The sequence below is a fragment of the Paraburkholderia sp. 32 genome, from assembly GCF_050435345.1.
Lineage (GTDB): Bacteria > Pseudomonadota > Gammaproteobacteria > Burkholderiales > Burkholderiaceae > Paraburkholderia > Paraburkholderia tuberum.
Genome location: NZ_JBNDKD010000001.1, coordinates 1401843 through 1426063, shown reverse-complemented (window position 1 = coordinate 1426063; position 24221 = coordinate 1401843). Strand labels below are relative to the sequence as shown.

The 24221-nt window shown below is 63.4% G+C and carries 24 protein-coding genes and 1 pseudogene; 12 read left to right on the top strand and 13 right to left on the bottom strand.

What is annotated here, in order from left to right:
- Positions 1-134: 134 nt before the first annotated feature.
- Positions 135-563, top strand: a complete 429-nt coding sequence (locus OKW26_RS06770; protein ID WP_429353066.1) for a hypothetical protein — start codon at positions 135-137, stop codon at positions 561-563.
- 146 nt (positions 564-709) lie between these two features.
- On the opposite strand, the gene OKW26_RS06765 is transcribed toward OKW26_RS06770, so the two are convergent.
- The gene (locus OKW26_RS06765; protein WP_184063294.1) at positions 710-1231 is read right to left on the bottom strand and encodes a hypothetical protein; all 522 of its coding nucleotides are present in this window, start codon (positions 1229-1231) and stop codon (positions 710-712) included.
- A gap of 607 nt (positions 1232-1838) precedes the next feature.
- Here OKW26_RS06765 and OKW26_RS06760 point away from each other — a divergent pair.
- Together OKW26_RS06760 and OKW26_RS06755 are read left to right on the top strand one after the other, a co-directional pair.
- On the top strand, positions 1839-2348 hold the full coding sequence (locus OKW26_RS06760; protein WP_429291650.1) for a hypothetical protein: 510 nt from the start codon (positions 1839-1841) through the stop codon (positions 2346-2348).
- Between the two features lie 149 nt (positions 2349-2497).
- Positions 2498-3010, top strand: coding sequence for a metal-dependent hydrolase (locus OKW26_RS06755; protein WP_429353065.1), 513 nt, complete (start codon positions 2498-2500; stop codon positions 3008-3010).
- 52 nt (positions 3011-3062) lie between these two features.
- Here OKW26_RS06755 and epsC read toward each other — a convergent pair whose 3' ends face one another.
- A complete protein-coding gene (gene epsC / locus OKW26_RS06750) occupies positions 3063-3989 on the bottom strand; it encodes a serine O-acetyltransferase EpsC (protein ID WP_187613193.1) in 927 nt (308 codons plus the stop codon).
- 147 nt (positions 3990-4136) lie between these two features.
- A complete protein-coding gene (locus tag OKW26_RS06745) occupies positions 4137-4370 on the bottom strand; it encodes a hypothetical protein (RefSeq protein ID WP_013092363.1) in 234 nt (77 codons plus the stop codon).
- 329 nt (positions 4371-4699) lie between these two features.
- Between OKW26_RS06745 and OKW26_RS06740 the strand changes: the two genes are divergently transcribed.
- Together OKW26_RS06740 and OKW26_RS06735 are read left to right on the top strand one after the other, a co-directional pair.
- On the top strand, positions 4700-5152 hold the full coding sequence (locus OKW26_RS06740; protein ID WP_184024819.1) for a DUF3005 domain-containing protein: 453 nt from the start codon (positions 4700-4702) through the stop codon (positions 5150-5152).
- Between the two features lie 143 nt (positions 5153-5295).
- Positions 5296-5901 (top strand): short chain dehydrogenase, encoded by a 606-nt coding sequence (locus tag OKW26_RS06735; protein WP_090807306.1) that lies wholly within the window; start codon positions 5296-5298, stop codon positions 5899-5901.
- Between the two features lie 3 nt (positions 5902-5904).
- On the opposite strand, the gene araD is transcribed toward OKW26_RS06735, so the two are convergent.
- From araD to OKW26_RS06700, 7 genes are all read right to left on the bottom strand, one after another.
- Positions 5905-7641, bottom strand: coding sequence for an L-arabinonate dehydratase (gene araD, locus OKW26_RS06730; RefSeq protein WP_429353064.1), 1737 nt, complete (start codon positions 7639-7641; stop codon positions 5905-5907).
- Between the two features lie 31 nt (positions 7642-7672).
- Complete coding sequence (locus tag OKW26_RS06725; RefSeq protein WP_184063285.1) at positions 7673-8614, bottom strand: ABC transporter permease; 942 nt, start codon at positions 8612-8614, stop codon at positions 7673-7675.
- The gene (locus OKW26_RS06720; protein WP_429353063.1) at positions 8614-9501 is read right to left on the bottom strand and encodes an ABC transporter permease; all 888 of its coding nucleotides are present in this window, start codon (positions 9499-9501) and stop codon (positions 8614-8616) included. Before OKW26_RS06720 ends, OKW26_RS06725 begins: the two co-directional genes overlap by 1 nt.
- A complete protein-coding gene (locus OKW26_RS06715; protein ID WP_429353062.1) occupies positions 9498-10577 on the bottom strand; it encodes an ABC transporter ATP-binding protein in 1080 nt (359 codons plus the stop codon). The genes OKW26_RS06720 and OKW26_RS06715 overlap by 4 nt, the downstream gene beginning before the upstream one ends.
- A gap of 171 nt (positions 10578-10748) precedes the next feature.
- Positions 10749-11918, bottom strand: coding sequence for an extracellular solute-binding protein (locus OKW26_RS06710; RefSeq protein ID WP_429353061.1), 1170 nt, complete (start codon positions 11916-11918; stop codon positions 10749-10751).
- 247 nt (positions 11919-12165) lie between these two features.
- Positions 12166-13110, bottom strand: coding sequence for an SMP-30/gluconolactonase/LRE family protein (locus tag OKW26_RS06705; RefSeq protein ID WP_429353060.1), 945 nt, complete (start codon positions 13108-13110; stop codon positions 12166-12168).
- Complete coding sequence (locus tag OKW26_RS06700) at positions 13107-14096, bottom strand: dihydrodipicolinate synthase family protein (protein ID WP_429353059.1); 990 nt, start codon at positions 14094-14096, stop codon at positions 13107-13109. Before OKW26_RS06700 ends, OKW26_RS06705 begins: the two co-directional genes overlap by 4 nt.
- Positions 14097-14152: 56 nt before the next feature.
- On the opposite strand from OKW26_RS06700, the gene OKW26_RS06695 reads away from it, so the two are divergent.
- Positions 14153-14341, top strand: a complete 189-nt coding sequence (locus OKW26_RS06695) for a hypothetical protein (RefSeq protein WP_429353058.1) — start codon at positions 14153-14155, stop codon at positions 14339-14341.
- A 331-nt stretch (positions 14342-14672) separates the two neighbouring features.
- Positions 14673-15377, top strand: a complete 705-nt coding sequence (locus OKW26_RS06690) for a helix-turn-helix transcriptional regulator (RefSeq protein WP_090807322.1) — start codon at positions 14673-14675, stop codon at positions 15375-15377.
- Here the strand turns inward: OKW26_RS06690 and OKW26_RS06685 are convergent.
- A complete protein-coding gene (locus OKW26_RS06685) occupies positions 15361-15678 on the bottom strand; it encodes a hypothetical protein (protein WP_013092374.1) in 318 nt (105 codons plus the stop codon). The genes OKW26_RS06690 and OKW26_RS06685 overlap by 17 nt on opposite strands.
- 156 nt (positions 15679-15834) lie before the next feature.
- Here OKW26_RS06685 and OKW26_RS06680 point away from each other — a divergent pair, with 156 nt between their 5' ends.
- Positions 15835-16428: an acyl-homoserine-lactone synthase gene (locus OKW26_RS06680; protein ID WP_429353057.1), complete on the top strand. Its 594-nt coding sequence runs from the start codon at positions 15835-15837 to the stop codon at positions 16426-16428.
- 55 nt (positions 16429-16483) lie between these two features.
- On the opposite strand, the gene OKW26_RS06675 is transcribed toward OKW26_RS06680, so the two are convergent.
- Complete coding sequence (locus tag OKW26_RS06675) at positions 16484-17173, bottom strand: FadR/GntR family transcriptional regulator (protein ID WP_090807327.1); 690 nt, start codon at positions 17171-17173, stop codon at positions 16484-16486.
- Positions 17174-17454: 281 nt separating this feature from the next.
- Here OKW26_RS06675 and OKW26_RS06670 point away from each other — a divergent pair, with 281 nt between their 5' ends.
- The 4 genes and pseudogenes from OKW26_RS06670 to OKW26_RS06655 all read left to right on the top strand — a co-directional run.
- Positions 17455-17922 (top strand): universal stress protein, encoded by a 468-nt coding sequence (locus OKW26_RS06670; protein WP_429353056.1) that lies wholly within the window; start codon positions 17455-17457, stop codon positions 17920-17922.
- Positions 17923-18143: 221 nt separating this feature from the next.
- Positions 18144-18911: a helix-turn-helix domain-containing protein gene (locus OKW26_RS06665; protein ID WP_429353055.1), complete on the top strand. Its 768-nt coding sequence runs from the start codon at positions 18144-18146 to the stop codon at positions 18909-18911.
- A gap of 114 nt (positions 18912-19025) precedes the next feature.
- On the top strand, positions 19026-20324 hold the full coding sequence (locus OKW26_RS06660) for an SUMF1/EgtB/PvdO family nonheme iron enzyme (RefSeq protein ID WP_429353054.1): 1299 nt from the start codon (positions 19026-19028) through the stop codon (positions 20322-20324).
- Positions 20325-20532: 208 nt separating this feature from the next.
- Positions 20533-21965 (top strand): annotated as a pseudogene (locus OKW26_RS06655) (IS3 family transposase); the annotation flags it as partial.
- A 770-nt stretch (positions 21966-22735) separates the two neighbouring features.
- Here OKW26_RS06655 and OKW26_RS06650 read toward each other — a convergent pair.
- Positions 22736-23860, bottom strand: a complete 1125-nt coding sequence (locus OKW26_RS06650; protein ID WP_184063259.1) for an NAD(P)/FAD-dependent oxidoreductase — start codon at positions 23858-23860, stop codon at positions 22736-22738.
- Between the last annotated feature and the right edge of the window lie 361 nt (positions 23861-24221).

The following is a 24221-nucleotide window of genomic DNA, read 5'->3' as shown; positions in this document are numbered from 1 at the left end:
ATCGCTGTAAAGTGCGAATCCAGTTGTGCCAGTCACGCGGAATCTGTTCGATGTTCAGCACCGCTCGTGCCCTCCGGGGGATGGCGCAGTGGTTGCTAATCCACGACATCGACTGTTGACGCCCGCCTACGCTCATGAACCGTCTCCTTGTCCCTCTGCTGTTTGCCGCCGCCGCGCTGCCCCTTTCTTCGTTCGCCGTGGAGCTCGACGCGCCGCTGACATGCAATGAGAGCGGCCACCAGTTCATTGCCGATCTGATGCAGCAGCAGCTGATCAAACCGAAGCCAAGTCACGTCGAAAGCAACTCGATCAACGCGTTCTCGCCGATGCCCGATGTGCATCTGACCGCGTTCGGTTTCCGCGTATTCGCGGTGGTGGGCTTCGAAAAGGACGACCCGATGTTCCGGGTCGGCGACGGCGAACCGGTCGCCCAGTCCGCGTATGGCGCGGTCGTGTTCGGCAGCGACGACAATGTTAAAAGCGCGCTTGAAAACGCCGGCAGCACGGCGATCGTGCATCACGTCGCGCCGCTCATCACCGCGATTTTCTGCAAGCGCAGCTAGGGTTTGGCGAGACGTCGTATCCGACCGTTTCGCCACGATCGTCGATATCTTCGACCACGAGCCAGTTCGAGTGGCCAGCCATGATCGCCGGCAGTGTCAGCGACCAGCGGAGCCGATCACGACGCAACCGCGCCTATAACCGCCACTTACCCCGGCCGACGAAACTCGTTTGCCACCCACGCCGCGGCGCTCGCCTTGCTGAGCTTGAACGTCGGCGCAACCTGCACTTGCGCGATCTGCTCGCCGAAAATATCGAGCGCGCTCAACAGTGCGTACGGCTCGTCTTCGTCGGGGACGATGTCGAGCGTGATGTCGAGTTCGTCGTTGCCGTCCGCGCTCGGCACGCGCACTGTCTTGTGGAGTTGCGCGCGCAGCTGCTGCTCGTGACGACGCAGCACTTCCGTCGCGGTTTTCACGAGCGTGTTGAACGCCGATACGTCGAGCGGCTTCGGATCCTTCTTGTTGCGGCCCATCGTCCACGGTCCGACGAGCGCAGGCTCCGCCTCGCCGTCCTTGATCATTTCGACGGCCCAGCCTTCGTCGTCTTCGTTCTTGATGATGCGCGCGGTCCAGCCGTTGTCGCGCCACAGACGTTCTTCATGCACGCTGTCGTCCGGTCCGAGGAACTCGGCATTCGTGTCAGTCGAGGGAAAGGGCGTGTCGGTCATCACAGGTTCACTCACTTCGCGGGGCGCACAAACAGATTTCGAACCCGCGATTCTACCTGCGCAGCCCGCTTGGCCCTGCTCGCTCTGACGAACGGACAAGGCGCGTTCGGAACGGCGCCGCCGCTCAACGCGCAAAAAGTTATATTTACCTACGCGACGATTTATAAATCCGCTTTAAATTTCAGATAAAAAAACGCGGCCCGAAAGCCGCGTGTAAAAATGAAAAAGACACCCTTTGGTCGAAGGGGTCTATCAAAATTATAAGTGGCATCCCTCCTCGATTTAAGGCTTTCTTCGAAAGACTGCATTGCGCAAAACCGTGGGAATCAGGGCAAACGGCCTCATCCGCTTTCCCCTTGTGCTCGCCGCGAGGCCTTGAGCCGTTACCGCCCGACAAAAGCCCCTGACCTGACAGCGCGTCCCGCCATTCATCGTTAAAAATAATTTCCTTTTGCGGACCGGCACTTACGCGATTAATTCACATAATCCCGGATTCGAAAATAAACCGTTGTAAGGCGCGCAATTAAATATCCGCATAGCGGCAATTACACTTCGCTGCGCATCGACACCAATAAACGCATGGCCGCGCTAGTGACGACGTCGACACATGCTCGGTATACTGCCCCGGCCGCCGTGCGACGCCGCGAAACCGCGCCGCCTGCACGGCAGCTTCGTCGCGAAGCATCGCGCTGTACGTCAGCGCATCGCGCTTCGCCCGCGCCTCACCTTCCCATGCATGACCGGGAATGCCGACGATCGGATCATGAAAAGACTTCTCCTGCTTGCCCCAGCTGTCGCCCTCACCGCCACCCTCGCCGCTTGCGGTTCATCGGGCGGCCCCGCGCGCGATGCGTCCGCACCGCTCGTGTACGTGTCGTCGTCACGCACGCCTGCGTCCATCGCCGCCTGCCTCGAAGAACGTCTGCCGCGCGTGCGCACCTCGCACGCCGGCGCGGCGACCGAACTTGCGGTCGGTGCCGATTCGCACAACTCGTACTTCGTCACGCTGACCCCGCTCAACGGCAACACGGTCATCAAGGTCGTGCATCCGGCCAATGCGCCCGACGATCCGCCCGAGGAGGAAATGCGCTTCGATATCGCGCGCTGCGCGACCTGAGCGGCGCGGCGCGCTTGAACGCCGTGCGCGTCATGCACGGAAGGCCGGTGCGCGAATTTTTATCTGGCGCATCGGCTATTTTTTTACGCGCCCATCTGCGAACATAGCCGCCCTTTGTCTTTCGCGCGGCACGTGTGCCGCGAGTTTCGATGGCATCCAGCAAAGCGCATCATGCGACCGGTTTCGCAGCCGGCATCATCGCGGCGGCGATCGTCGCGCGCAACGGCGGCGGTCCGTTTCATGCTGGCGTGCTGCTGAGCTTCATCGCCGGCGTGGCCGGCAGCACCGCGCCGGACTGGCTCGAAGTCGCATGGTGGTCGCGCGCGCGGCGGCTGTGGATCACGCATCGCACGTTGACGCATTGGGGCATCGGCTGGCTCGCGCTGCTCGCGGTGTCGTATCACACGCTCGGACATTCGATCTTCGCGGCGCCCGCGTTCGGCTTCGCGTGCGGCGGCCTGATGCATCTGCTCGCCGACTGGCCGAATCCGCTCGGCGTGCCGTGGATCGCCGGGCGACATTCGTTGAATCTATGGAATAGCGGGCGCTGCGATCTGATCGTCGTCGGGGCGTCGTGGGCGGCCGCGTGGTTTATCGGCGAGCATGTGTGGCTGCATGGCATGCATGCGTTGCCGTGGTTGCGCCATTGGCCGATCGGCTAGGCGCAGCGCGATGCTATCGGCCCGGCGCGCGGGCGCGGCGGCTAGCCGTGCATCATTGCCGTCCGTTGTCGGTGCGCTCTCCTTCGCGGACCTTGCCTTGCGATACGCTGCTGCCCGGCGGCACGCTATGCGTGAGCCACACGTTGCCGCCGATCACCGACCCGCGCCCGATCGTCACGCGTCCGAGAATCGTCGCGCCCGCGTAGATCACGACATCGTCCTCGACGATCGGATGCCGGGCATTGCCCTTGATCAGCGTGCCGTCCTCATCGGCCGCGAAGCTCTTCGCGCCGAGCGTGACCGCCTGGTACACGCGCACGCGCTCGCCGATGATCGCTGTCTCGCCGATCACCACGCCGGTGCCGTGATCGATGAAGAAGCTCGGCCCGATCGTCGCGCCCGGGTGAATGTCGATGCCGGTCGCCGAGTGCGCGATCTCGTTGATGAAGCGCGCCAGCAGCGGCACGCCGAGCCGATGCAGCGCATGCGCGAGCCGATGATGCGTCATCGCCCACACGCCCGGATAGCACAGCAGGATTTCCGTGATGTGCTGCGCGGCGGGGTCGCCGGTGTACGCAGCCTGGATGTCGCTGACGAGCAACGCGCGTATGCCCGCCAGCTGCGTCGCGAACTCGCGCGCCACCGCGAACGCGCGCTCCCGCAACTCGGTGTCCGGCGTCTCGCCGAACTCGGGCAGGAAGCGCAGCGCGCGGCGAATCTGTTCGGCGAGCAGCCGCAACGTGCTTTCGAGCGTGTGGCCGACGTAGTAGTCGACCGTTTCGTCGGTTAGATCGGGCGCGCCGTAATGCGTCGGAAACATCGCGGCGCGCAGACCGGCCACGATATTGACCACCGCTTCGCGCGATGGCAATTCGCGAATGCCGAGCGGATGCCGCGTGCGATGCAATTGCTCGCGCGAGGCGCGCAGGTCGGCGACGATCTGTTCAAGGCCCCAGTTATGGGAAGGCTCGTTGGGCATAAGGGACGGCGCCGTGCGGCGTGCACGGGTTCGAAGTGGTTATCGAGCAGAGATTACCGCGTTTTAGCGGTGCCCGCCGGCAGCGCGCAGGTCGGCTCGGATTCATTGCGTCGACGCGCGCTGGCACGCACGCATCGTTCCCTGACTTCAGATAGTCAGACTGCTCGCGTCGATCCAGCGCACTGCCCAATCGCGCGCGTGCGCGATGGCAGCGGCTTCGTCGGAGAAGCGCAGTTCCGTGGGAAAGAAACGGTTAGCGACCAGTTCGCCGTCGCTCGAGCGCGAGATCACCACATACGGTTGCCAGGAGCCGTCGCCCGAGCGCGCCGGTTCGCAATTCAGAAGATAGCCGCGATGTGTGAATGCAGCATCGAAGTGCATGAGTCACCCGCCCCTGAAGCCCCGTAACATTTTCTCAGTCGCGCGGCCATTTGTTTGTTAGTTTTTCCGACCATGCTGGAACAGCCGGAGCATGCCGCCAATTTATCCGCGCGTCGGTCGCAGGAGTAAGATCATACTCTGTAGAAAATACGCGTCCATTGAAAAAAACGAAATGAATCGCGGACGTCATCGCCGTTTAATCGCGAGGTAACGCCACTCGCATCGAAGGATGGCGGAGAACGCATCGCGACTCTCGCGCACCGCGGCGCCGTGTCAGTCGGAACGGCTTTTGCTCTTTTCTTCGAATGTCCGCTTCAGGAGAATGCACGATGAACAGCGCGATCAGCAAACCCGAAAACGCCGGTACGAAGCCGGACCCGAAGGACCCACGAAGCACCGACCTGCACAACGACCGCACGCACGACAGCACGGTCGACACCGACGGCAAGAACCGCGAAGCGGCCCGTCTGGCGGGCCACGGCGCGATCTCGCCCGACGCGGTCACGACCAGCAATGCGACGCTCGACAACAGCGTGCCCGAGTCGCTCGATGGCATGGCCGGCTTCGACAGCAGGGTCGGCGGCAACCACCTGCTGCTCGCGCTCGAGCCGGGCTACTCGGTGATCGACAAGGGCATGGCCGAGCCGCTCGACGTCTACTCGGCCGACCATCAGTACGACGACCCGCGTCCGGTCGGACAGCGCCACGATCGTGGCCGCATTCACTATGCGCTCAATCATTTGCGGCCCGCGCGCGTAATCGAATTACATCGGGTGAAATAGGCGCGCGCGCATCATCCCTTTAGACGCGCGCGTTTGAATTACCGGGTTTATTCCGATTTATCAGGCAATCACGCAGCACGCACCGTTTTATTCTGGTGCGTGCTTTGCTTGGTTTAACGTGGGTTCGTTTAACGGAGTTGCGGATGAAAAGAATCGTCGTCATCGGTGCCACGGGCACGCTGGGCCAGGCGATCCGCGCGGAGCTGAAGGCGCGTCACGAAGTGATCGAGGTGGGCGCGACGCGCGGGCAATATCACGTCGACAGCACGGACCCGGCGAGCGTCGAGCGGCTGTTTCGCGACATCGGCAAGGTGGACGGCGTCGTCACCGCGACCGGCAAGGTGCATTTCGGTCCGCTGGAGCAGATGAGCATCGAGCAGTTCTGGGTCGGGCTGCGCGACAAGCTGATGGGCCAGATCAACGTCGTATTCGCGGCGCTGCCGTATGTGAACGACGGCGGATCGTTCACGCTGACGAGCGGCATTCTGGGCGACGAGCCGATCCCGCAGGGAGCGAGCGCGACGACCGTCAATCTCGCGCTCGAGGGCTTCGTGCGCGGCGCCGCGATCGAACTGCCGCGCGGGCTGCGCATCAACGTGGTGAGTCCGACCGTGCTGACCGAGTCGATGGAAGCTTACGCGCCGTTCTTTCGCGGCTTCGAGCCCGTCAGCGCGCAACGCGCGGCGCTTGCTTATCTGCGCAGTGTGGAAGGGGCGCAGACGGGGCGCGTGTATCGCGTGGGGTATTGAACCTCAGTGAATCTCCGGCTCGCCCGAGCTATTGGGACTCACGCCGCCGCGCTGCAGGAAGTCGAAATCGCAGCCTTGATCCGCCTGCATCACGTGCGCCTGATGCAGGGCGCCATAGCCGCGCTCGAAGCGCGCAGCGGGTTTGACCCACGCGGCCTTGCGGCGCGCGAGCTCTTCGTCCGATACCAGCAGATTCAGCCTGCGGCGCGGCACATCGAGCTCGATCAGATCGCCGCTTCGCACCAACGCCAGCGGCCCACCGACGAATGCCTCGGGCGCCGCGTGCAGCACGCACGCGCCATAGCTCGTGCCGCTCATCCGCGCGTCAGAGATGCGCACCATGTCGCGCACGCCTTTTTGCAGCAGCTTGCGCGGAATCGGCAGTTGACCCCATTCGGGCATGCCCGCGCCGACCGGCCCCGCGTGCTGCAGCACGAGCACGCAGCTTTCGTCGATGTCGAGTGCGTCGTCGTCGATGCGCGCGGCCATGTCGTCGTAGTCGCTGAACACGACCGCACGGCCCGTATGCACGAGCAGATGCGGCTCGGCCGCGCCCGGCTTGATCACGGCGCCGTCGGGCGCGAGATTGCCGCGCAGCACCGCGAGGCTGCTGTCGCGCAGTAGCGGATTCGTGCGGCGGCGGATCACGTCGTCGTTGAAAATGCGCGCGCCGGCAAGGTTCTCGCCGAGCGTGCGGCCGTTCACGGTTTTCTGCGAGCCGTCGATCAGTTCGCCCAGTTCCGCGAGCAGCCCGCGCAAACCGCCCGCGTAGAAAAAGTCCTCCATCAGATAGGCGCCGGTCGGTCTGATGTTCGCGAGCACGGGCGTGCGGCGCGCGATCTCGTCGAAGCGGTCGAGCGTCAACTCGATGCCCGCGCGCCGTGCAAGCGCGATCATATGCACGACCGAATTGGTCGACCCGGACAGCGCGACACAAGTCGTCACCGCGTTATCGACCGATGCCGCCGTGATCATGTCCGACGGCTTCAGATCCTCCCACACCATCTCGACGATACGCATGCCGGTTTGCGCGGCCATCTGCGCATGCCGCGAATCGGGCGCGGGAATCGACGCGAAGCCGGGCAGCGTGAAGCCCAGCGCTTCGGCCGCGCTCGTCATCGTCGATGCGGTGCCCATCGTCATGCAGTGACCGGGCGAGCGCGCGATGCCACCCTCGACGCCCTGCCAGTCGTCCGACGTCAGCGTGCCCGCGCGCAGTTCGGCCCAGTAGCGCCATGAATCGGAACCCGAGCCGAGCGTCACGCCGTTCCAGTTGCCGCGCAGCATCGGGCCGGCGGGCAGAAAGATGGCGGGCAGATCCATCGAGATCGCGCCCATCAACAAAGCGGGCGTGGTCTTGTCGCAGCCGCCCATCAACACGACGCCGTCGGCGGGATACGAGCGCAGCATCTCCTCGGCTTCCATCGCGAGGAAATTGCGGTACAGCATCGTGGTGGGCTTCTGGAACGGCTCGGACAGCGTCTGCACAGGCAGCTCGATCGGAAAGCCGCCGGCCTGCCAGATGCCGCGTTTCACTTCCTCGACGCGCTGCTTGAAATGCGTGTGGCACGGATTGATCTCGCTCCACGTGTTCAGAATCGCGATGACCGGCTTGCCCGCGTATTCGTCGCGGTTGTAGCCCATCTGCGCGGTGCGCGAGCGGTGGCCGAACGAACGCAGATCGTTCGCGCCGTACCAGCGATGACTACGCAATTCCTCGGGGGTCTTTCTATTCGTCAACGTCTACTCCACGATTGGCGCCGACCATGCGTCAGCGCCTCTGTTCTTTCACGCGGGACACGATCTGCGTCGGGCTCACGAATTGTAGAGCGATCAGCACCCAGATCAACGTGATCGCCATATAGATCATCGCCATCGCATCGATCGATTGCGGCGCGCGCACGCCGGTCGAAAACACAGCGTAGTACAACGCGACCACCAGCGTTTGCGTGGCAGGACCGGCCGTAAAAAACGTCAGCTCGAACATGCCGATCGTGCGCACCAGCACGAGCAGCCCCGCCGCCAGCATGCCCGGCACGAGCAGCGGCAGCAGCACGTAACGGAAATAGCGGAACGTGTTCGCGCCGAAAATGCGCGCGGCCGCTTCGAGATTCGGATCGATCTGCTCGATGAACGGCGTCATCACCAGAATCACGAACGGCAGCGCCGGTACGAGATTCGCAAGAATCACGCCCCATAGCGTGCCGGCGAGTCCGACCTTGTACATCGCGGTCGCCATCGGAATGCCGTAGGTGACGGGCGGCACCATCAACGGCAGCAGAAAGATCAGCATCGCAAGGCGCTTGCCGCGGAATTGCACGCGCGCGAGCGCATACGCAGCCGGCACGCCGAGCAGCACCGACAGCAACACGACCGCGCCGACCACCTGCACGGTCACCCACAGCACGCTCGCGAGCTGGAAGTCGCTCCACGCCTGCGCATACCAGTGCAACGTGAAGCCTTGCGGCAACGCGGTGCCGAACCAGCGCGTCGCGATCGAATTCACCGCGACGGTCGCAATCAGCAGCACGACGTTGATCAGGAAGAACGCCATCACGGCCCACACCAGCACCTGCCAGATGCGGCCCGGCAGATTCGCGCGCTGACGCGCATGTTGTGCTGGCTCGCGGGCGCCGTCGCCCGGCTGAGGCGCCGCGCAAGCGGAGGTGGACGCGGACCAGTCGGGCTGCGTCGCGCGACGATCGGTCGTCATCAGCCTTTGCCTCCCGTTACGGGACCACGATAGAACCAGCGGCGCGCGCCGAGCAGCGCGGCGACCACCAGCAGTTGCACGAAGCCCATCACCATCGCGATCGCCGATGCGAGCGAATAGTCGTAGCTCTCGAACGCGGCTTCGGCCGCGGCAATCGACATCACGCGCGTCGGACCCGCGGGCGCGCCGAGCAGCACCGCCGACGGAAACACCGAGAACGCCTGCACGAACGACAGACACGCGGCCATCGTGAGCCCCGGCACGAGCAGCGGCAGATAGATGCGGCGAAACTGCTGCCACGGACTCGCGCCGAGCGTCGCGGCCGCGCTTGCGAGCGTCGGGTCGATGCCGGTCACGTACGACAGCGTCAGCAGAAACGCGAACGGAAAGCCCGACACGATCAGCGACAGCAACACGCCCGTGAAGTTGTGCGTGAGCCGCACCTCTTGCGTGTACAGATGCAGCGCCTGCAACGCCTGCGGCAGCCAGCCGTGCGGACCGAAGTACGTGAGCATGCCGTCGGCGATCAGCACGGTGCCGAGCGTCACCGGGATCACCAACAGCGTCGTGACGATCTTCTGATACCGCGAGTAGCGGCGCAGCGCGAACGCGACTGGCACCGACACGCCGACGTTGATCAGCGTGGCCGGCACCGACAGCTTCAGCGTAACGAAAATCGTCGGCCACATCGACGTGTCGGTGAAGAACGTCAGATAGTTGGCCCACACGCCGCCGCCGTTCATCGGCCGGAACGACAGCGCGAGACCATACGCGAACGGATAGATGAACAGCGCGACGATAAAGAGCAGCGCGGGCGCGACGAGCCAGGCCTTGGCATCGCGCGGCACGCGGGACGTAAGCGGGGGGACGAGCGTCGGCGTGTTCATGCGGCCTCGGCGTCGTAGACGAGCACGCACGACGGCCGCACGCGCAGCGTGATGCGCTCGCCCTCCGCGCATTCACCGCTCACGCGCGCCCACACGTCGCCGAACGCGGTCTTCACGCGCAGCAGCGAATCGTGGCCGCCATACTCGACCGCGTCGATCAGCGCCTCGAACGCGTTGTCGGCGCCGGGCTCGGCGCGCTCCATGTCTTCGGGGCGCAGCGCGACACTCACGCGTTTGCCGTCGAAGCCGGCCATCGGCGTGCCGATGAGCCGCACGCCGTTAGCACTGACCACGACGCCATCACCTTGCATGCCCTCCAGCGTGAACTCGGCGACATTGCGATAACCCATGAAGCGCGCGACATGCAGATTGCGCGGCCGCGTATAGACCTCCTTCGGCGTCGCGACCTGCTGCACGACGCCCTCCCTCATCACGACGATGCGATCGGCCATCGACAGCGCTTCGTCCTGATCATGCGTCACGTACAGCGTCGCGCGTTCGAGCTGCGTATGGATGCGGCGAATTTCCGCGCGCATTTCGATGCGCAGCTTCGTATCGAGATTGGACAGCGGCTCGTCCATGAGGATCAGCGGCGGCTCGATCACGATCGCACGCGCGATCGCGACACGCTGCTGCTGGCCACCGGACAATTGGCCGGGCAGCTTGTGCTCATGACCGGTCAGTTGCACCAGTTTCAAGGCCTCGCGTGCACGGCGCGCGATCTCGCTTCTGCCGACGCCGCGCATTTTCAGCCCGAAGCCGACGTTCTCCAGCACGCTCATATGCGGGAACAGCGCGTAGTTCTGGAACACCATGCCGAAGCCGCGCTTTTCCGGCGGCAGCACGTCGATGCGCCGCTCGTCGAGCCAGATGCCGCCGCCGGTGAGCGGCTGCAATCCGGCGATGCAGTTCAGCGCCGTCGATTTGCCACAACCCGACGGCCCCAGCAGCGCGATGAACTCGCCGCGCCGGATCGTCAGATCGAGACCCTGCAGCGCGGCGATCGCGTGGCCTTGCGGGTTCGTGAAACTGCGGCTCACTGAATCGAGCCGCAACTGCTCAAAGTGATGCTTCATGGCGGTTCCCTGCTCCGCGTGAGGCGACGGATGTCGCGAGTGCCGCGCTTGCGGTGGCGCGGCGCATCAGGCACTCAAGCCGAGACGCGCGTGATCGCTGAAAACACGCAGCGCGGCGGAACCTCACGCCGCGCTGCGTTTTGCCCCGTTTCCCGTCGCATTGGTGAAGGCCTATTGGGTCTTCTGCGCGCCGATCTCGCTATCCCACTTCTTGAAGGCGGCGACCATCGCCGCTGCGTTCAGCGGCAACGCATGCGGATGATCGGCCAACATCTTCGCGTATTCGGGGCGGCCATACTTTTTCAGCACCTCCTGGCTGTGCGCGGGCGCCTGCTCGACGGTGACGCCCTTGATCGCCGGACCCGGATAGAAGTAGCCGTCGTCATAGGTCAGCGCCTGCTGCGCGGGCTCCAGCATAAAGTTCATCATCTTGTACAGCACGTCGAGCTTTTCCTTCGGCACGCCCTTCGGAATCACCATGTAGTGCGCATCGTTGACCCACGTCATGTTGTCGAACGGCTGTACGCGGAATTCGGCCGGCACGATGCCGAGCGCGCGCGGATTGATGTCCCAGCCGGTCACGGTCACGGTCATGTCGCGCGTGCCTTCGCCCAGTTCCTTCATCACCGCCGAGGTGCCGCCCGGATAGTACGGTATGCAGTCGTTCAACTGCTTCAGGAACGCCCACGTCTTGTCCCAGCCGTGCACCGGGTCCTGCGGGTCCTTGTCGCCGAGCACGTAGGGCAAGCCCATCAGGAACGTGCGGCCAGGACCGGAATTGGCCGGCCGCGCGTAGATCAGCTTGTCGGGGTGGGCCTTGCACCACTGCAGCAGTTGCTCGGGTGTCTTCGGCGGATCGCTGACCTTGGCCGGGTTGTATTCGAGCAGCGGACCAGCCGGCATATACGCGACCTCGAGCCCGTAGCCTTGCGCGAGATCCTGCATCTTGCGCGGGCCCGGCGCGTACTTGTCGAGCACGCCGGGGAATTGCGCCGCGTTGTCGGGCAGCAGCTTGATCCACAGGTTCTGTTCGATGCCGGCCGCGAGCGCGTCGGTGCCGGTCAAAACGAGGTCGATGTCGGAGCGGCCCGCGGCCTGCATCGCCTTGATCTTGCCGGGCAATTGCGGCGCGGGCGCGTTCGTGAACGTGATGTTCGCGACGAGATTCGGATTCTTCGCCTTGAACGCCTCGAAGCCCTTCTGCGTGAGTTGAAGATCGCCGGCCACGTCGACGATATTGATCGTGACCGGATCGGCCGCGTGCGCGGCAAGGGTGAACGCCGCGCTCGCGGCGATACAGACGGATACCAGCTTGAACGACAACCTGTGCGAAACAGTCATTGCGTCTCCTCGCTTCTTGGTATGGAAGCCCGCTGGTCGATGCGTTGCGGGCGGTGTCTTTCTACCAAGGGAACATAGCGAAGCGCAACAGCCGATGTCAAGCAAATAGTCGAGATGTGGGTCGGGCGAGAAAATGGCTTGTTTAACCTGAAATCCTTGTCGTTCAATGCCCGGCACCGCGGGTTAAGGGCAAACCCGAGCCCTCGCCGCGATAGCAATATATGTTGTCTGGTTAGCGGACAACCGCTCAACCTCCGCGCACGCCCTGCGTATTGACGAACAGCGAATACAATCCGTGGCTCGCCGCCATGAACAGACGGTTGCGATGCCGTCCGCCGAAGCAAACGTTCGCGCAACGCTCCGGCAACGCGATGTGGCCGAGCGGCTCGCCTTGCGGGCTGAACACGCGCACGCCGTCGAGCTCGTCGGTGCCCATGCCCCACCCGCACCACAAGTTGCCATGCGTGTCGACACGAAAGCCGTCCGGGGTGCCCGGACCCGCGTCGATCAGCACGCGGTTGTTCGACAGCGTCGTGCCTTTGCCATTGGCCTCGACATCGAATACGCGGATCTTGCGCGGCTCGCCGCGCGATTGGACCACGTACAGCAGCGATTCGTCCGGCGAGAACGCGAGACCGTTCGGGGCGAGCACGTCGTCGATGACCATCGACACCTCGCCCGACTGGCCGTCGATCCGATACACGCACGCCTTCAGCTCGGACTGCTGCTGCTCGCCCTCGTAGAAACCTTCGATGCCGAAGGTCGGGTCGGTAAACCAGATCGAGCCGTCCGATTTGACGACCACGTCGTTCGGCGAATTGAAGCGCTTGCCCTGATAGCGATCGGCGAGCACGGTGACCGAACCGTCGTACTCGGTGCGCGTCACACGCCGCGTCAGGTGCTCGCAACTGACGAGACGCCCTTCGCGATCGCGCGTATGGCCGTTCGCATTGTTCGACGATTGACGGAACGTGCTGACCGCGCCCGTCGTTTCGTCCCAGCGCAGGATGCGGTCGTTCGGAATGTCGCTCCACAGCAGATAGCGGCCATCGCCGAACCACACCGGCCCCTCCGACCAGCGCGTGCCCTGATACAAGCATTCGACCGACGCCGACGCGATGATCAACGACTTGAAGCGCGGATCGAACACACGGATGGAGGGATCGGGATAGCGTCGACTGTGATCGGTCATGGGGTTGTCTGCGTGTCGGAGCGGTTCGATTGGGTGGGCGCGAACTCGCGCTCGAGAGCGAGCAGCGTGCGCGCGGTCTGCGCGATCTTCGCATGATGCTCGCGCGGTGTCGAACTGAGCAGCGGCTGCAGCGGCCCCATGTCGGCGAGGCCCGTGAACGTGATTGCATCGTGCAGCACGCGGATCAGCGAGATGTCGTTGCGCAGCGTTTCGAGCGGCATGAACGCATCGTAGAGACGTTGGGCGGTGTCGTGATCGGCGCTAACGGCGCTACCGGCGCTCCGGCCGCTTTGCACCGCGCGCAGCAGCGCCATCACCATGCTCGGCGCGATACAGCCGCTTCCGGTCGTCCACGCTGCGAGTCCGAACTCGCGCAGATGCACGAGCGCCGGCCGCTCGCCCATGCCCGATACGATCTTCGCGGCCGGCACGCGTTGCAGCAGCCGGCGCAGATACGGATCGTCAGCGGGGTTGTCGCGCGGGATCGCATATTTGACCGCGCTCAGCGTCCCACGCTCGACGAGCCGCGCGAGCGTATCGACAGCGACGTAGTTTTCGCTCTTGATATACAGCGTGAGCGGCATGCCGGCCGTGTCGGCGACCCGCGTGAGGCCCGTCTCGACGCCCTCGGACGTCGTGAAGCCGCCGAGCGGCAGCACCATCGCCGTGCGGTAACGCGTCTGCGCGAGGATGCGCGCCTGATCGAGCATCTTGCCGTAGTCGGGACCCAGCGCCGGAATCACCCGTGTCCCGGAACCCGCAGCCTCGGCGAGAAGGTCCAGCAGCTCGCGGTATTCGCTGACCGCGACGTGATAAAGGTTCGCATTGCCGCCATACAGTAGCGTGCGTACGCCGCCCGCTTCGATATGGCGGATCAGCGCGAGATTCTGGGCAGGGTCGAGCGTGTAGTCGGCCCGGCGCGCGAGCGGCGGCACGGCCATGACCGACGCGGCGAACTCGCCGTCGCTAAGCGGTGATTCGTTCATGATGGTTGACGCGGAAACGCGCTAGGCGGAGGTTTCACGGTAGCATCGGCATCACAATGTTGTCAAACAACCTGCGCGTGACGATTGCCCAGCATGCCATCGGCGGCGATTTGCGCGGGAGCCGATCACGAAATTTCCTTTTGTATAACAATGAAGCGGGCCCGCAGCCAGCGGAATCGGCGCAGGCTTTTTTTGGCAACAAGGACACGGCGAGCAATAACCCGCTTTCCGAGATAATCGAGTAAATACGATTTAGTTTAAAGCGCGACGAAATAATGCCGTCAACGAAACATATTAAAATCTGTCGCCGGATGCCGATTAGCCGCGCCGCGCACCCGAGAAGCCCGGCCGGGTTAAAGATTTATTTCAATCAGCATAATAATAGGCGACGCCGGCGTTGCTATCACGTGGCGGCTATCGTTTACCCCGCGGAGCACCGGCGCATTGCGTTCGAGTTTTTAGTGATAGATTATGCGGACCAAAAGAGCGGACCGAAGTTTGTCTGCCAATAACCGCGAACGGGATGTTTGCGAGCCTGAGAGAGCCAAAAAATTGCCGCTACACTTTATCGAGCAGATGGCACCGCTACTGGACGCCGCCGACGAGGCGGAATGGTTCGGCGTAATTACGGGCTTTGCCGAAACGTGGGGCTTCGACAAGATTCTGGTCGCGATGCTGCCGCGGCCAACCATGCGTCTCGAGGACGCTTACCTGCGCAGCACTTACGCACCGGCATGGCGCCAGACGTACGACGAGCAAGGCATGGTGCATATCGATCCGACGGTCGCACACTGCCTGTCACGCTCATCGCCGCTGGTCTGGACGCCCGAGATTTTCGCCAGCCCGGCGCAGCAATCCCTGTATGAGGAAGCTCGCTCGTACGGCCTGAGCGCGGGCGTGACGCTGCCAATTCATGGGCCGAATCAGGAAGCCGGCATGATGTGCTTCGTCAATGACGACAAGCCGTCAGACGGGTTCAGGCGCCATGTGAACGCCGCGTTGCCGAACCTCGTGCTGTTGCGCGACCTGGTGATCGACACCAGCAAACAGCATCTGAATTCACATGCGCAGACCTTGATGCCAAAGCTCACGCCGCGCGAGCGAGAATGTCTGAAATGGACCGCACGCGGCAAATCCACGTGGGAGATATCTCACATCCTGAGTTGCTCGGAAGCGGTGGTGAACTTCCATATGAAAAACATCAGGGCGAAATTCGGCGTGAATTCGCGGCGTGCGGCAGCCGTGATCGCGGCGCAGCTTGGGCTTATTGACCCGGGTTGAGCAGCGCGGCCGCGTCGCGGCTGTACATCACACGCTCGGCGCGACCCAGATCGGCGTCCGACACGGTCTTCATGAAGTACAGACCCAGCAGGATCGACACCGGCGCCGGGATCTCCGCGCCCGACTCGAAGCGGCTGCCGCGCGATTGCGTGACGCCAAAGCGAGCCCAGAAACGGCGCTGGCTCTCTTTTTTCTTCTTCCGGTAGGCAATGATCAGAACGCGATCCACTGCCGAAGAGACCTCCGAAGGACGCGCCTGGAGGTGGGTTTGCGGTTGCCAGTGATTGTCGAGGAGTTCCATTTTGGACCCTTGTAGGTTGGGGGCGGAGACGTGTCTGAATTCTGATATACCCGATAAGCATCCACACCTATCCAGGTAGGTAGGTGGCGCAAAGATTCAGAATGCATAAGTTTTCCTGCGTATCTGGCAGCCCCCCAACGCGTACAGGAGAACGTCATGCAAACCACGATCCGAATTGGACTCCGGCAGGAATTCGACAACGAACTGATCAACGAGATGTACCGCTTGCGCGCCCGTGTCTTTCACGGCCGGCTCGGCTGGGAAATTCCGACCATCGCGGGAATGGAGATAGACGGCTACGACGCGCTCGGGCCGTACTACATGCTGATTCAGGGCGAAGACGAACGGTTGCGCGGCTGTTGGCGCCTGATGCCGACCGAAGGTCCGAACATGCTGAAAGACACCTTCCCGCAGCTACTGCATGGCGCGGCCGCGCCGGTCGGGCGACATATCTGGGAACTGAGCCGCTGGGCGATCGAGACCGGCGGTGAGGAACAGTCGTTTGGTTTCACGGATATGACAATCCGCGCAATTCAGGAAGTGATGCGCTTCGCGCAGCGCATGGGCATCACGCATTACGTCACGGTGACCACCACGCCGATCGAGAGAATGCTGCGCCGAGCCGGCCTCGACATCAGCCGGCTCGGGCCGCCGCTGCAGATTGGCATCGAGCGGGCCGTCGCGCTCGAAGTCGCGGTGAGCGCGAAAACGCTGACCTCGCTGTTCGGGCCGGTCGCCGTCGCTGCTTGAGCCGCGCCGAAGCGCGGCCTGACAAAAGTCGCGACGCCTTCACCCGCGCGCGGACTCAGGAACCGAACATCCGTTCCAGCGCGTTCTCGAGATGCGCGCGCATTGCGGCCCCCGCGCCCGCCGCGTCCTTGCGGCGGATTGCGTCGAGCACCGCCATGTGTTCGGCCTGCACCAGCCGCTGCCGCTCCACCGTCTTGACGAGCGACAGATTGCGCGACAGGTTCATGCTGAACAGGATCTGTTCCTCGATGAACGACATCACCGTGATGAAAAACGGATTCTTCGACGCGCGCGCGACCGCCTGATGAAACAGGAAGTCATCCTTCGCGCCGATCCCCTGCGCCTCGATGATGCGCTCGAGCTCGTCCCACGCGTGCTGGATCGCGGCGATGTCGTCGGCGTCGGCCTTCAGCGCTGCCTGCGCGGCCGCGCCCGCCTCGGTCACGATGCGAAACTCATAGCAGCGGCGGATATCGGACAGCGTTTCGAGCGGCGCGAAGCGGCGTACGTCCGGATCGGGGCGCCGCGCGACGGTCGTGCCAGAGCCGTGCCGCGTCGAGATGATGCCGTCGGCCCGCAATCGCGCGAGCGCTTCGCGCACGGTCGGTCGGGACGTGGCGAAACGCTCCGCCAGCGCGTGCTCGGTCGGCAATCGCTCGCCTTCCTTGTACTCGCCTTCGAGGATGCGGTTGAGAATGTCGCCGTAGATCTGGTCGGGTAAGCCCTTGGTTTTTCGATCGTTCATCAGCGGACTGGCCAGCTTGTCTGAATATGGCTTGATTGTAAGGCCAACCCTGTTTCGGCTTCAGCAAAGTTCTACGGGTTGTAAGCATGCCAGGCTGCTTCGCGCACGCCGCCGCGTCCGCCATTTTGTCCGCGCCGCGCCGGAATATTTGGCCAGTGTTTGATTTACATCCTGGTCCGGTGCATCTTTTCGGGCAATCATCTAAGCTTCATTGGTATAAAAGATCAATAAACCTGCCGCGGTTAGCAATGTGGCAGACGCATTTTTGACTCGGAGCCGATATGTACACTCGCATCCTTGTAGCGGTCGACGGCAGCAATACCTCGCGCCGTGCGTTCGAAGCGGCGCTCGATCTCGCCAAATCGAATGGCGCGGTGTTGCGGCCATTTTATGTCGTCGAAAACACGCCGATGTACTTTGAGGCGCCCGGCTACGACCCGTCGATCCTGCGCAACCGCCTGATCGAGGAAGGCCAGGAGCTGCGTGCCGAGTTTTCGAAAGCGATGGCCGAGCAAGGTGTGAAGGGCGACCCGGCGGTCTCCGAGGCTTCGTCGCTCGGCGATGTCGCCGAGATCGTGCTGCAGGCCGCCGCCGAATTCAACGCCGACCTGCTCGTGATGGGCACGCACGGCCGGCGTGGCTTTCAGCGGCTGATTCTCGGCAGCGTCGCTGAACGCTGCGTGCGCCAGGCCACTCTTCCGGTTCTGCTGGTACCGTCCGCCGCGGGCACCGACAAGGAACCCGCCTGACTCTTTCATCAGGCGCGGGGCGGCACGCCACGCCCTGCCTTGCCGGAATCGAGCCACGCTACCCGTCGACGGGCGACGTCGATATAGGCCGCGGCGGCTCACCTTCTCACTTTCGTCAGAGCACCGCCGTTGCTCGGACTGCCGAGCAGCGAACGCGTCACTTTGCCGCCAGTTGCGGGTCATAGCGGGTGGGACAATTTCACCACTACCAATGATCGAACATGCTGAATCCTACTGCTGTGACCCGTTCCTCGACCCGCTCCGCCGGCAACCGCGAGGCCGTGGCGGCACGCGCAGCCGCACGTACCGCCGCGCGCTGCTCCAGCTGTTCGATGCGTGAGATCTGCATGCCGCAGGGGCTGTCGGCGGAGGAACTGCCGAAGCTCGAAACGCTGATCTGTTCGGCGCGCTCGGTGCCGCGCGGCGAAGCGCTGTATCGCAGCGGCGACCGCTTCGACAATATCTACGCGGTGCGCTCCGGCTCGATGAAGACCGTGATGGTCCACCGCGACGGCCGCGAGCAGGTCACCGGGCTGCGTCTGGCCGGCGAGCCGCTCGGGCTCGACGGCATCAGCGCGGACCTCCATGCGTGCAGCGCCGTCGCGCTGGAAGACAGCACGGTGTGCATCGTTCCCTATAGCGCGCTGAAGCTGCTGTGTCGCGAAATCAGTTCGATCCAGGAACGCATGCACAAGCTACTGGGCACGCAGATCGTCAGCGAAGCCGCGCAGATGATGGTGCTCGGCTCGCTGTCCGCCGACGAACGCGTCGCCGCCTTTCTGCTGGACGTGTCACAGCGCAATGCGCAGCGCGGCTACTCGTGGTCGGAGTTCAATCTGCGTATGACGCGCGAGGACATGGGTAGCTACCTCGGCATGACGCTCGAAACGGTCAGCCGTACCCTGTCAAGATTTCAAAAACGCGGCCTGATCGACACGCGGGGCAAGCACATTCACATCGTCGATCTCCAAGGCTTGCGGCAGGTCTAGCGGCCGGGCTGGCCTGGACGGTCGCGCTGTTAGTCTTGGCACGCCGCCTGCGAGCGGGTAGAGTTTTCAGACCGTCCCCCTACGGCAACCGTGTTGCATGGAGACCCGGCCCCAATGAATCGCGACCCTGTCCCGCATCATCCGCTCGTGCAGCGCCTGCTCGACGCGCGTCAAGTCACCGACGACCTGTTTGCGATCGTCAAACCCGACTACCTCTATGAACGGCCGATCCGCGAGCGTCACCGCGTCGTGTTCTACATCGGCCATCTCGAAGCGTTCGATCGCAATCTGCTCGACCAGCGTCTGTTCGATCTGCCGGCTTTCGCGCCGGAACTCGACCAGTTGTTCGCCTTCGGCATCGATCCGGTAGACGGCGGCTTTCCCACCGATCAACCCAGCGATTGGCCGTCGCTCGCCGCCGTGCGCGAGTATGCGACGCGCGCGCGCCGGCAGATCGACACCGCGCTCGACGAACTCGGCAGCGCGGCGCACGACAAGGCGGCCGTGCAACTGCTGAACGTCGCGATCGAGCATCGGTTGATGCATGCGGAAACGCTCGCGTACATGCTCCATCAGTTGCCTCTCGCGCAGAAGAACACCGCGTTGCGCGAGCCGGTGGTGACGAGCGATGAGCAGCGCGACGCGTTGTCGTCGATGGTTAGCGTGCCGGCCGGCACGGCCGTGCTCGGCATGCCGCGCGAGGCCGGCCGCTTCGGCTGGGATAATGAGTTCGGCGAAATGAGCGTGGACGTGCCCGCGTTCGAGATCGATCGATACATGGTCACGAACGGTGCGTTCCTCGAGTTCATCGAAGACGGCGGTTATCGCGAGCCGAAGTGGTGGTCGCCGAAGGACTGGGCATGGAAGGAAGCGGAGCGCATCGAGCATCCCGCTGGCTGGTCGCAACGCACGGCGCAAGACGGTCGCCCGGCATGGACGCTGCGCACGATGTTCGACGACGTGCCCTTGCCGCTCGACTGGCCCGTCTACGTGAGCCACGCCGAAGCGAGCGCCTACGCGCGCTGGGCCGGCAAAACCCTGCCGACCGAGGCGCAATGGCAACGCGCGGCGCACGGTGCGCCGCAAGCGGCGTCGGGGAACTTCGATTTCCGCAGTTGGGATCCACGGCCCGTCGACGCGCATCCGGACAACGTCAGCACGTTCGGCGCGGAAGGTCAGTTCGGCAACGGCTGGGAATGGACCTCGACGCTTTTCGAAGCGCTGCCGGGCTTCGAAGCGTTTCCGTTCTATCCCGGCTATTCGGCCAACTTCTTCGATGGGCAGCACTACGTGCTGAAGGGCGGCTCGGCGCGTACCGCGCTGTGCATGCTGCGGCCGGAATTTCGCAACTGGTTTCAGCCGCATTATCAGTATGTGTATGCGGGGTTTCGGTGTGTGCGGGTGAGGAATTAAGCGATAGTTGATGCAAGAGACAAGCTATCGCTTTACCTCTAGAAAGGTCAACTATCGGTTAACTTTGCGATCGCAGTCGTTATTGATATCTACCATGAAAGTGCTTCGAAGGACTTTTCAGACCTTCGGCCGCCGTCTAATCCCCCCGCGTCACAATGGTTGTCGCCTGGATAAAATTGGAATCTGGGGGCGATAAAGAGAGAACAAGTTGGCGCGTTACGGAAAGACATTCAAGGACAGAGCGGTGGCGCGGTTGCTGCCGCCGGAGAGCGCATCAGTGGAAAAGGTTGCGCGCGAGATCGGTGTTGGCGCGCAGACGCTGGAGCGCTGGCGCAGTGATGCGCTGTCCATGCCCGCTCGCGAGCGGGCATGGACAGCGGCCGCCCGTTTCGAGGCGGTGTTGAACACGGCAGCGATGGACGAGACGGCGCGCAATGCGTGGTGCCGCGAGCATGGCGTGTATCCGCAGGAACTGGCGCAGTGGCGGCAAGCGGCCACGCAGGCGCTGGCCGAGCCCGAAGAAGCCCGCACGAGCCCGCAGCAGACGAAGCAGGATCAGCGCCGCATCAACGAACTGGAACGCGAACTGCGGCGCAAGGAGAAGGCGCTGGCTGAGACAGCAGCGCTGCTGGTACTGTCAAAAAAAGTCGCGGCGATCTTCAACACGGACAAGGGCGAGGACGAATGATCGGCCTCGAGGATCGCCAGCGGCTGGCCCGGGAAATCGAATCGGCCAATCGGGCTGGCGCACGGTTGCGTCTGGCCTGCGAGGTCGCCGGAATCGATGTGCGAACGCTGCAACGCTGGAAGGCCCATCAGGGGCTCGTCAAGGGCGACGCCAGGCCCGGCGCGATGCGCCCATTGCCCGCGCACACCCTGAGCCCGCAGGAGCGGGCAAACGTGCTGCGCGTAGCCAACGAGCCACGCTTTGCCGACATGCCACCGGCGCGTATCGTGCCGATGCTTGCTGACGAAGGCGTGTACATCGCCAGCGAATCGACCTTTGCGCGCGTGCTGCGCGAGCATGGGCAGATGACGCGCCGTGGTCGTGCCAGAACGCCTTCGAGCGCCCGGCCGCCGACCACGCACGTCGCAACGGCGCCGCGCCAGGTGTGGTGCTGGGACATGACGTTTCTGCCGGCAACGGTAACAGGTCGATGGTTCCACCTGTACCTGATCCTGGACCTGTATAGCCGCAAGATTGTCGGCTGGGAGGTGCACGACAGCGACGCGGCCGAACACGCTGCTCATCTCGTGCGTCGTACGGCGCTCTCCGAAGGCATTGCCGTCCTTGAGACCCGGCCGGTGCTGCACGGCGATAACGGTGCGACGCTCAAGGCCACGACCGTGCTGGCGATGCTCCACTGGCTGGGTGTCAAGCCGTCGTACTCACGCCCCCGTGTCAGCGACGACAACGCCTACGCCGAAGCGCTGTTCCGAACCGCGAAGTACCGGCCGGAGTTTCCGGTCACAGGCTTCGAGGACCTGAACGCTGCTCGCACCTGGGCTGCCGGCTTCGTGCAGTGGTACAACTTCGAGCATCGTCATAGCGGCATCCGCTACGTGACGCCTGCGCAGCGTCATGCCGGCGACGATCGTGCGCTTCTCGCGGCACGTCACGCACTGTACGTGCAGACGAGGCTGTCGTTAAAAAGCCCAGGGATTACCGCGATAACGATGCATGTCATTAACGCTCATCGCCGGACGCTCGACCTCAGGCGGAAACACGCACCACGTACGGTCAGCGTGAAGGAAGAAATAAATTGCCAACTCGCCTGCTGGCCGCAATGCCTCGACGCACACATAGCGTCGTTGACTCGAGGGCATGCGACCAAACCGGGTTACCCGAACCGGCATCGTCGGAGTCGGCCCAAGCCATTTTTCGACCACCAAACGCAAAGACCCGTCCGCCATACCCATCGACTTCTCCTTCAACTTCGCTCTCCTTGATTCAGCCATCCACCTGTTAGGCTTAGGGCTACGAATCCTGTGTCATTGAGAACTCGATGCCTCTGCACGACTCGCAGACGGCTATTGCGGCACTGTGTCGATGGCTACCATGGCGAGAGCTTTGAATGCGAATTTCTAACTCATGACATTGGCGCCTTGCTGGCGGATTAGCATGCCACGCGCTGCATAGTGTCATTATCATCACGGTGACGACTATGTCACTACGTGGATTCCCCGAAAGCGGCCGAGCGCGTCAGCGGTTGCTGCGCCGGCTGCTGACGAAGTGTTGCTGGCCACGGCATCCGGACGGCGGGCCGGCGTACAGGCGGCGCAAGCCTGCCTTGCCGCCATGCCCGGCGGACTTCGCAACGATGCGGCGTCAAGTGTTACCAGTCCCGGAACCAGCTCCGCGCACTTCCCGCCGCAGACCGCTGGTAGCGACGGTGGCCCGCCGGCCGTCCTTAGCCCTGGACAAGCCCGAGCGCCTTGCGAAATTTCGGAACAAGCATGTGCGCCGATTTCGCCATCCTGTTGACCCACGGCGTCGTCACCAAGCCAAGCACCGGCAGATGCGCGACGCCCTCGCGACTACCGAGAGTCACCACCATGGTCGGGACGTTGGTCTTCGGACGATAGACCTTCAGCGGTCCGGCTCTGCCCGACAGTACCGCACGGATATTAGATTCGGCGACGATGACTTGCCCGTGGATATGCCAAGCCATCTTGTTCTCCGCCAGATCGGTGATGTCGCCCAGTGCGAAGACGCGATCCTCGTCAGCCACGCGCAGGTGGCCGTCGACGCGGATGCGCCCCATTGAATCGAGCAGATGCCCGAACTGAGAGCGCATGAAGTCGGTGTTGGGCCGCCCGCCGATGCACGAGATCAGGAGGTCATACCGGATCGACCGTCCACGGTTCGTCAGCGCCTCCCCGGCGGGTGCGAGAGTCTCGTGTAACGGCGCAGCGCCATCGGCAAGGCGCTCATCAGTCACGATCGTCACCCCGCGCGCCGCGAGAACTCCTCGGGCATGCTCGGACAGTCGCAAAGACGTTCCGCCAAGGATTCGTGCACCTGCCTCGATGACCGTGACGCGCTTTTGCGGGAGGGCTTCGCTGATCTCGCCTGCCACTTCGATTCCGATGGGGCCGCCGCCGACGATAAGGATCCTGTCTGCGGCCAGCAACCTCGCATGAAAGCGACGATAGAACGCTTTGCGCTCGTCCATCGTCTCGCCCTCCGATCGCATCAGCGAACTGGAGAAACGACTGCCCGTCGCAAGCACGGAAACATCGGCGCGCACCAGGCTCATCAGGCCGTCCGCGTCGGCAATCCTGCCCCCGTTCGCGGTCCATTCGACAAGCCGCGCTCGGACGTGCGTGACGTTTGGCAACGCGACGGCGAACGGGATCATCGCGGGTTCGGCAAATTCAGGATCGACGAGGCTTCGCGGCACCGACATCGGTACTTCGAAGTAGTCGAGCGGATCGATCAGCGTGACATTGAAGTCTTTGCTCAGGCGCCGCGCGAGCAATGCACCGCCGATTCCGCCGCCATAGATCGCAATGGTCTTGCATGAGCCTGCCATAGGAAATCCTTCTGAGAGTCAATTAGCCTTCAATGCAAACGCGCGCTCGATGGCGTCGCTCGATGGCGGCTGAACTAACCGTTGCAGGTGGGAAGACAAGGAGCTCACAGGATGAGAGCAGGCCTGCTTCCTCCGCCGCGCACTGTTCGACCGACATGGCGAACAGCACGCGCTCATATAATAACACATATGTCACAATGACAATAATGACACTCATACCTGTTCGACAATGCATCCGGAACGCTGCTACTCCAGTGCCGTCGCCTCCGGTTGGGCGCCTGGCGGTTGAAAAAAACGCGCCTCGCGCTGGTCCGAGCCCGACGTATGAATGACGTCAACGGCACGTCATGCGGCCCGTGCC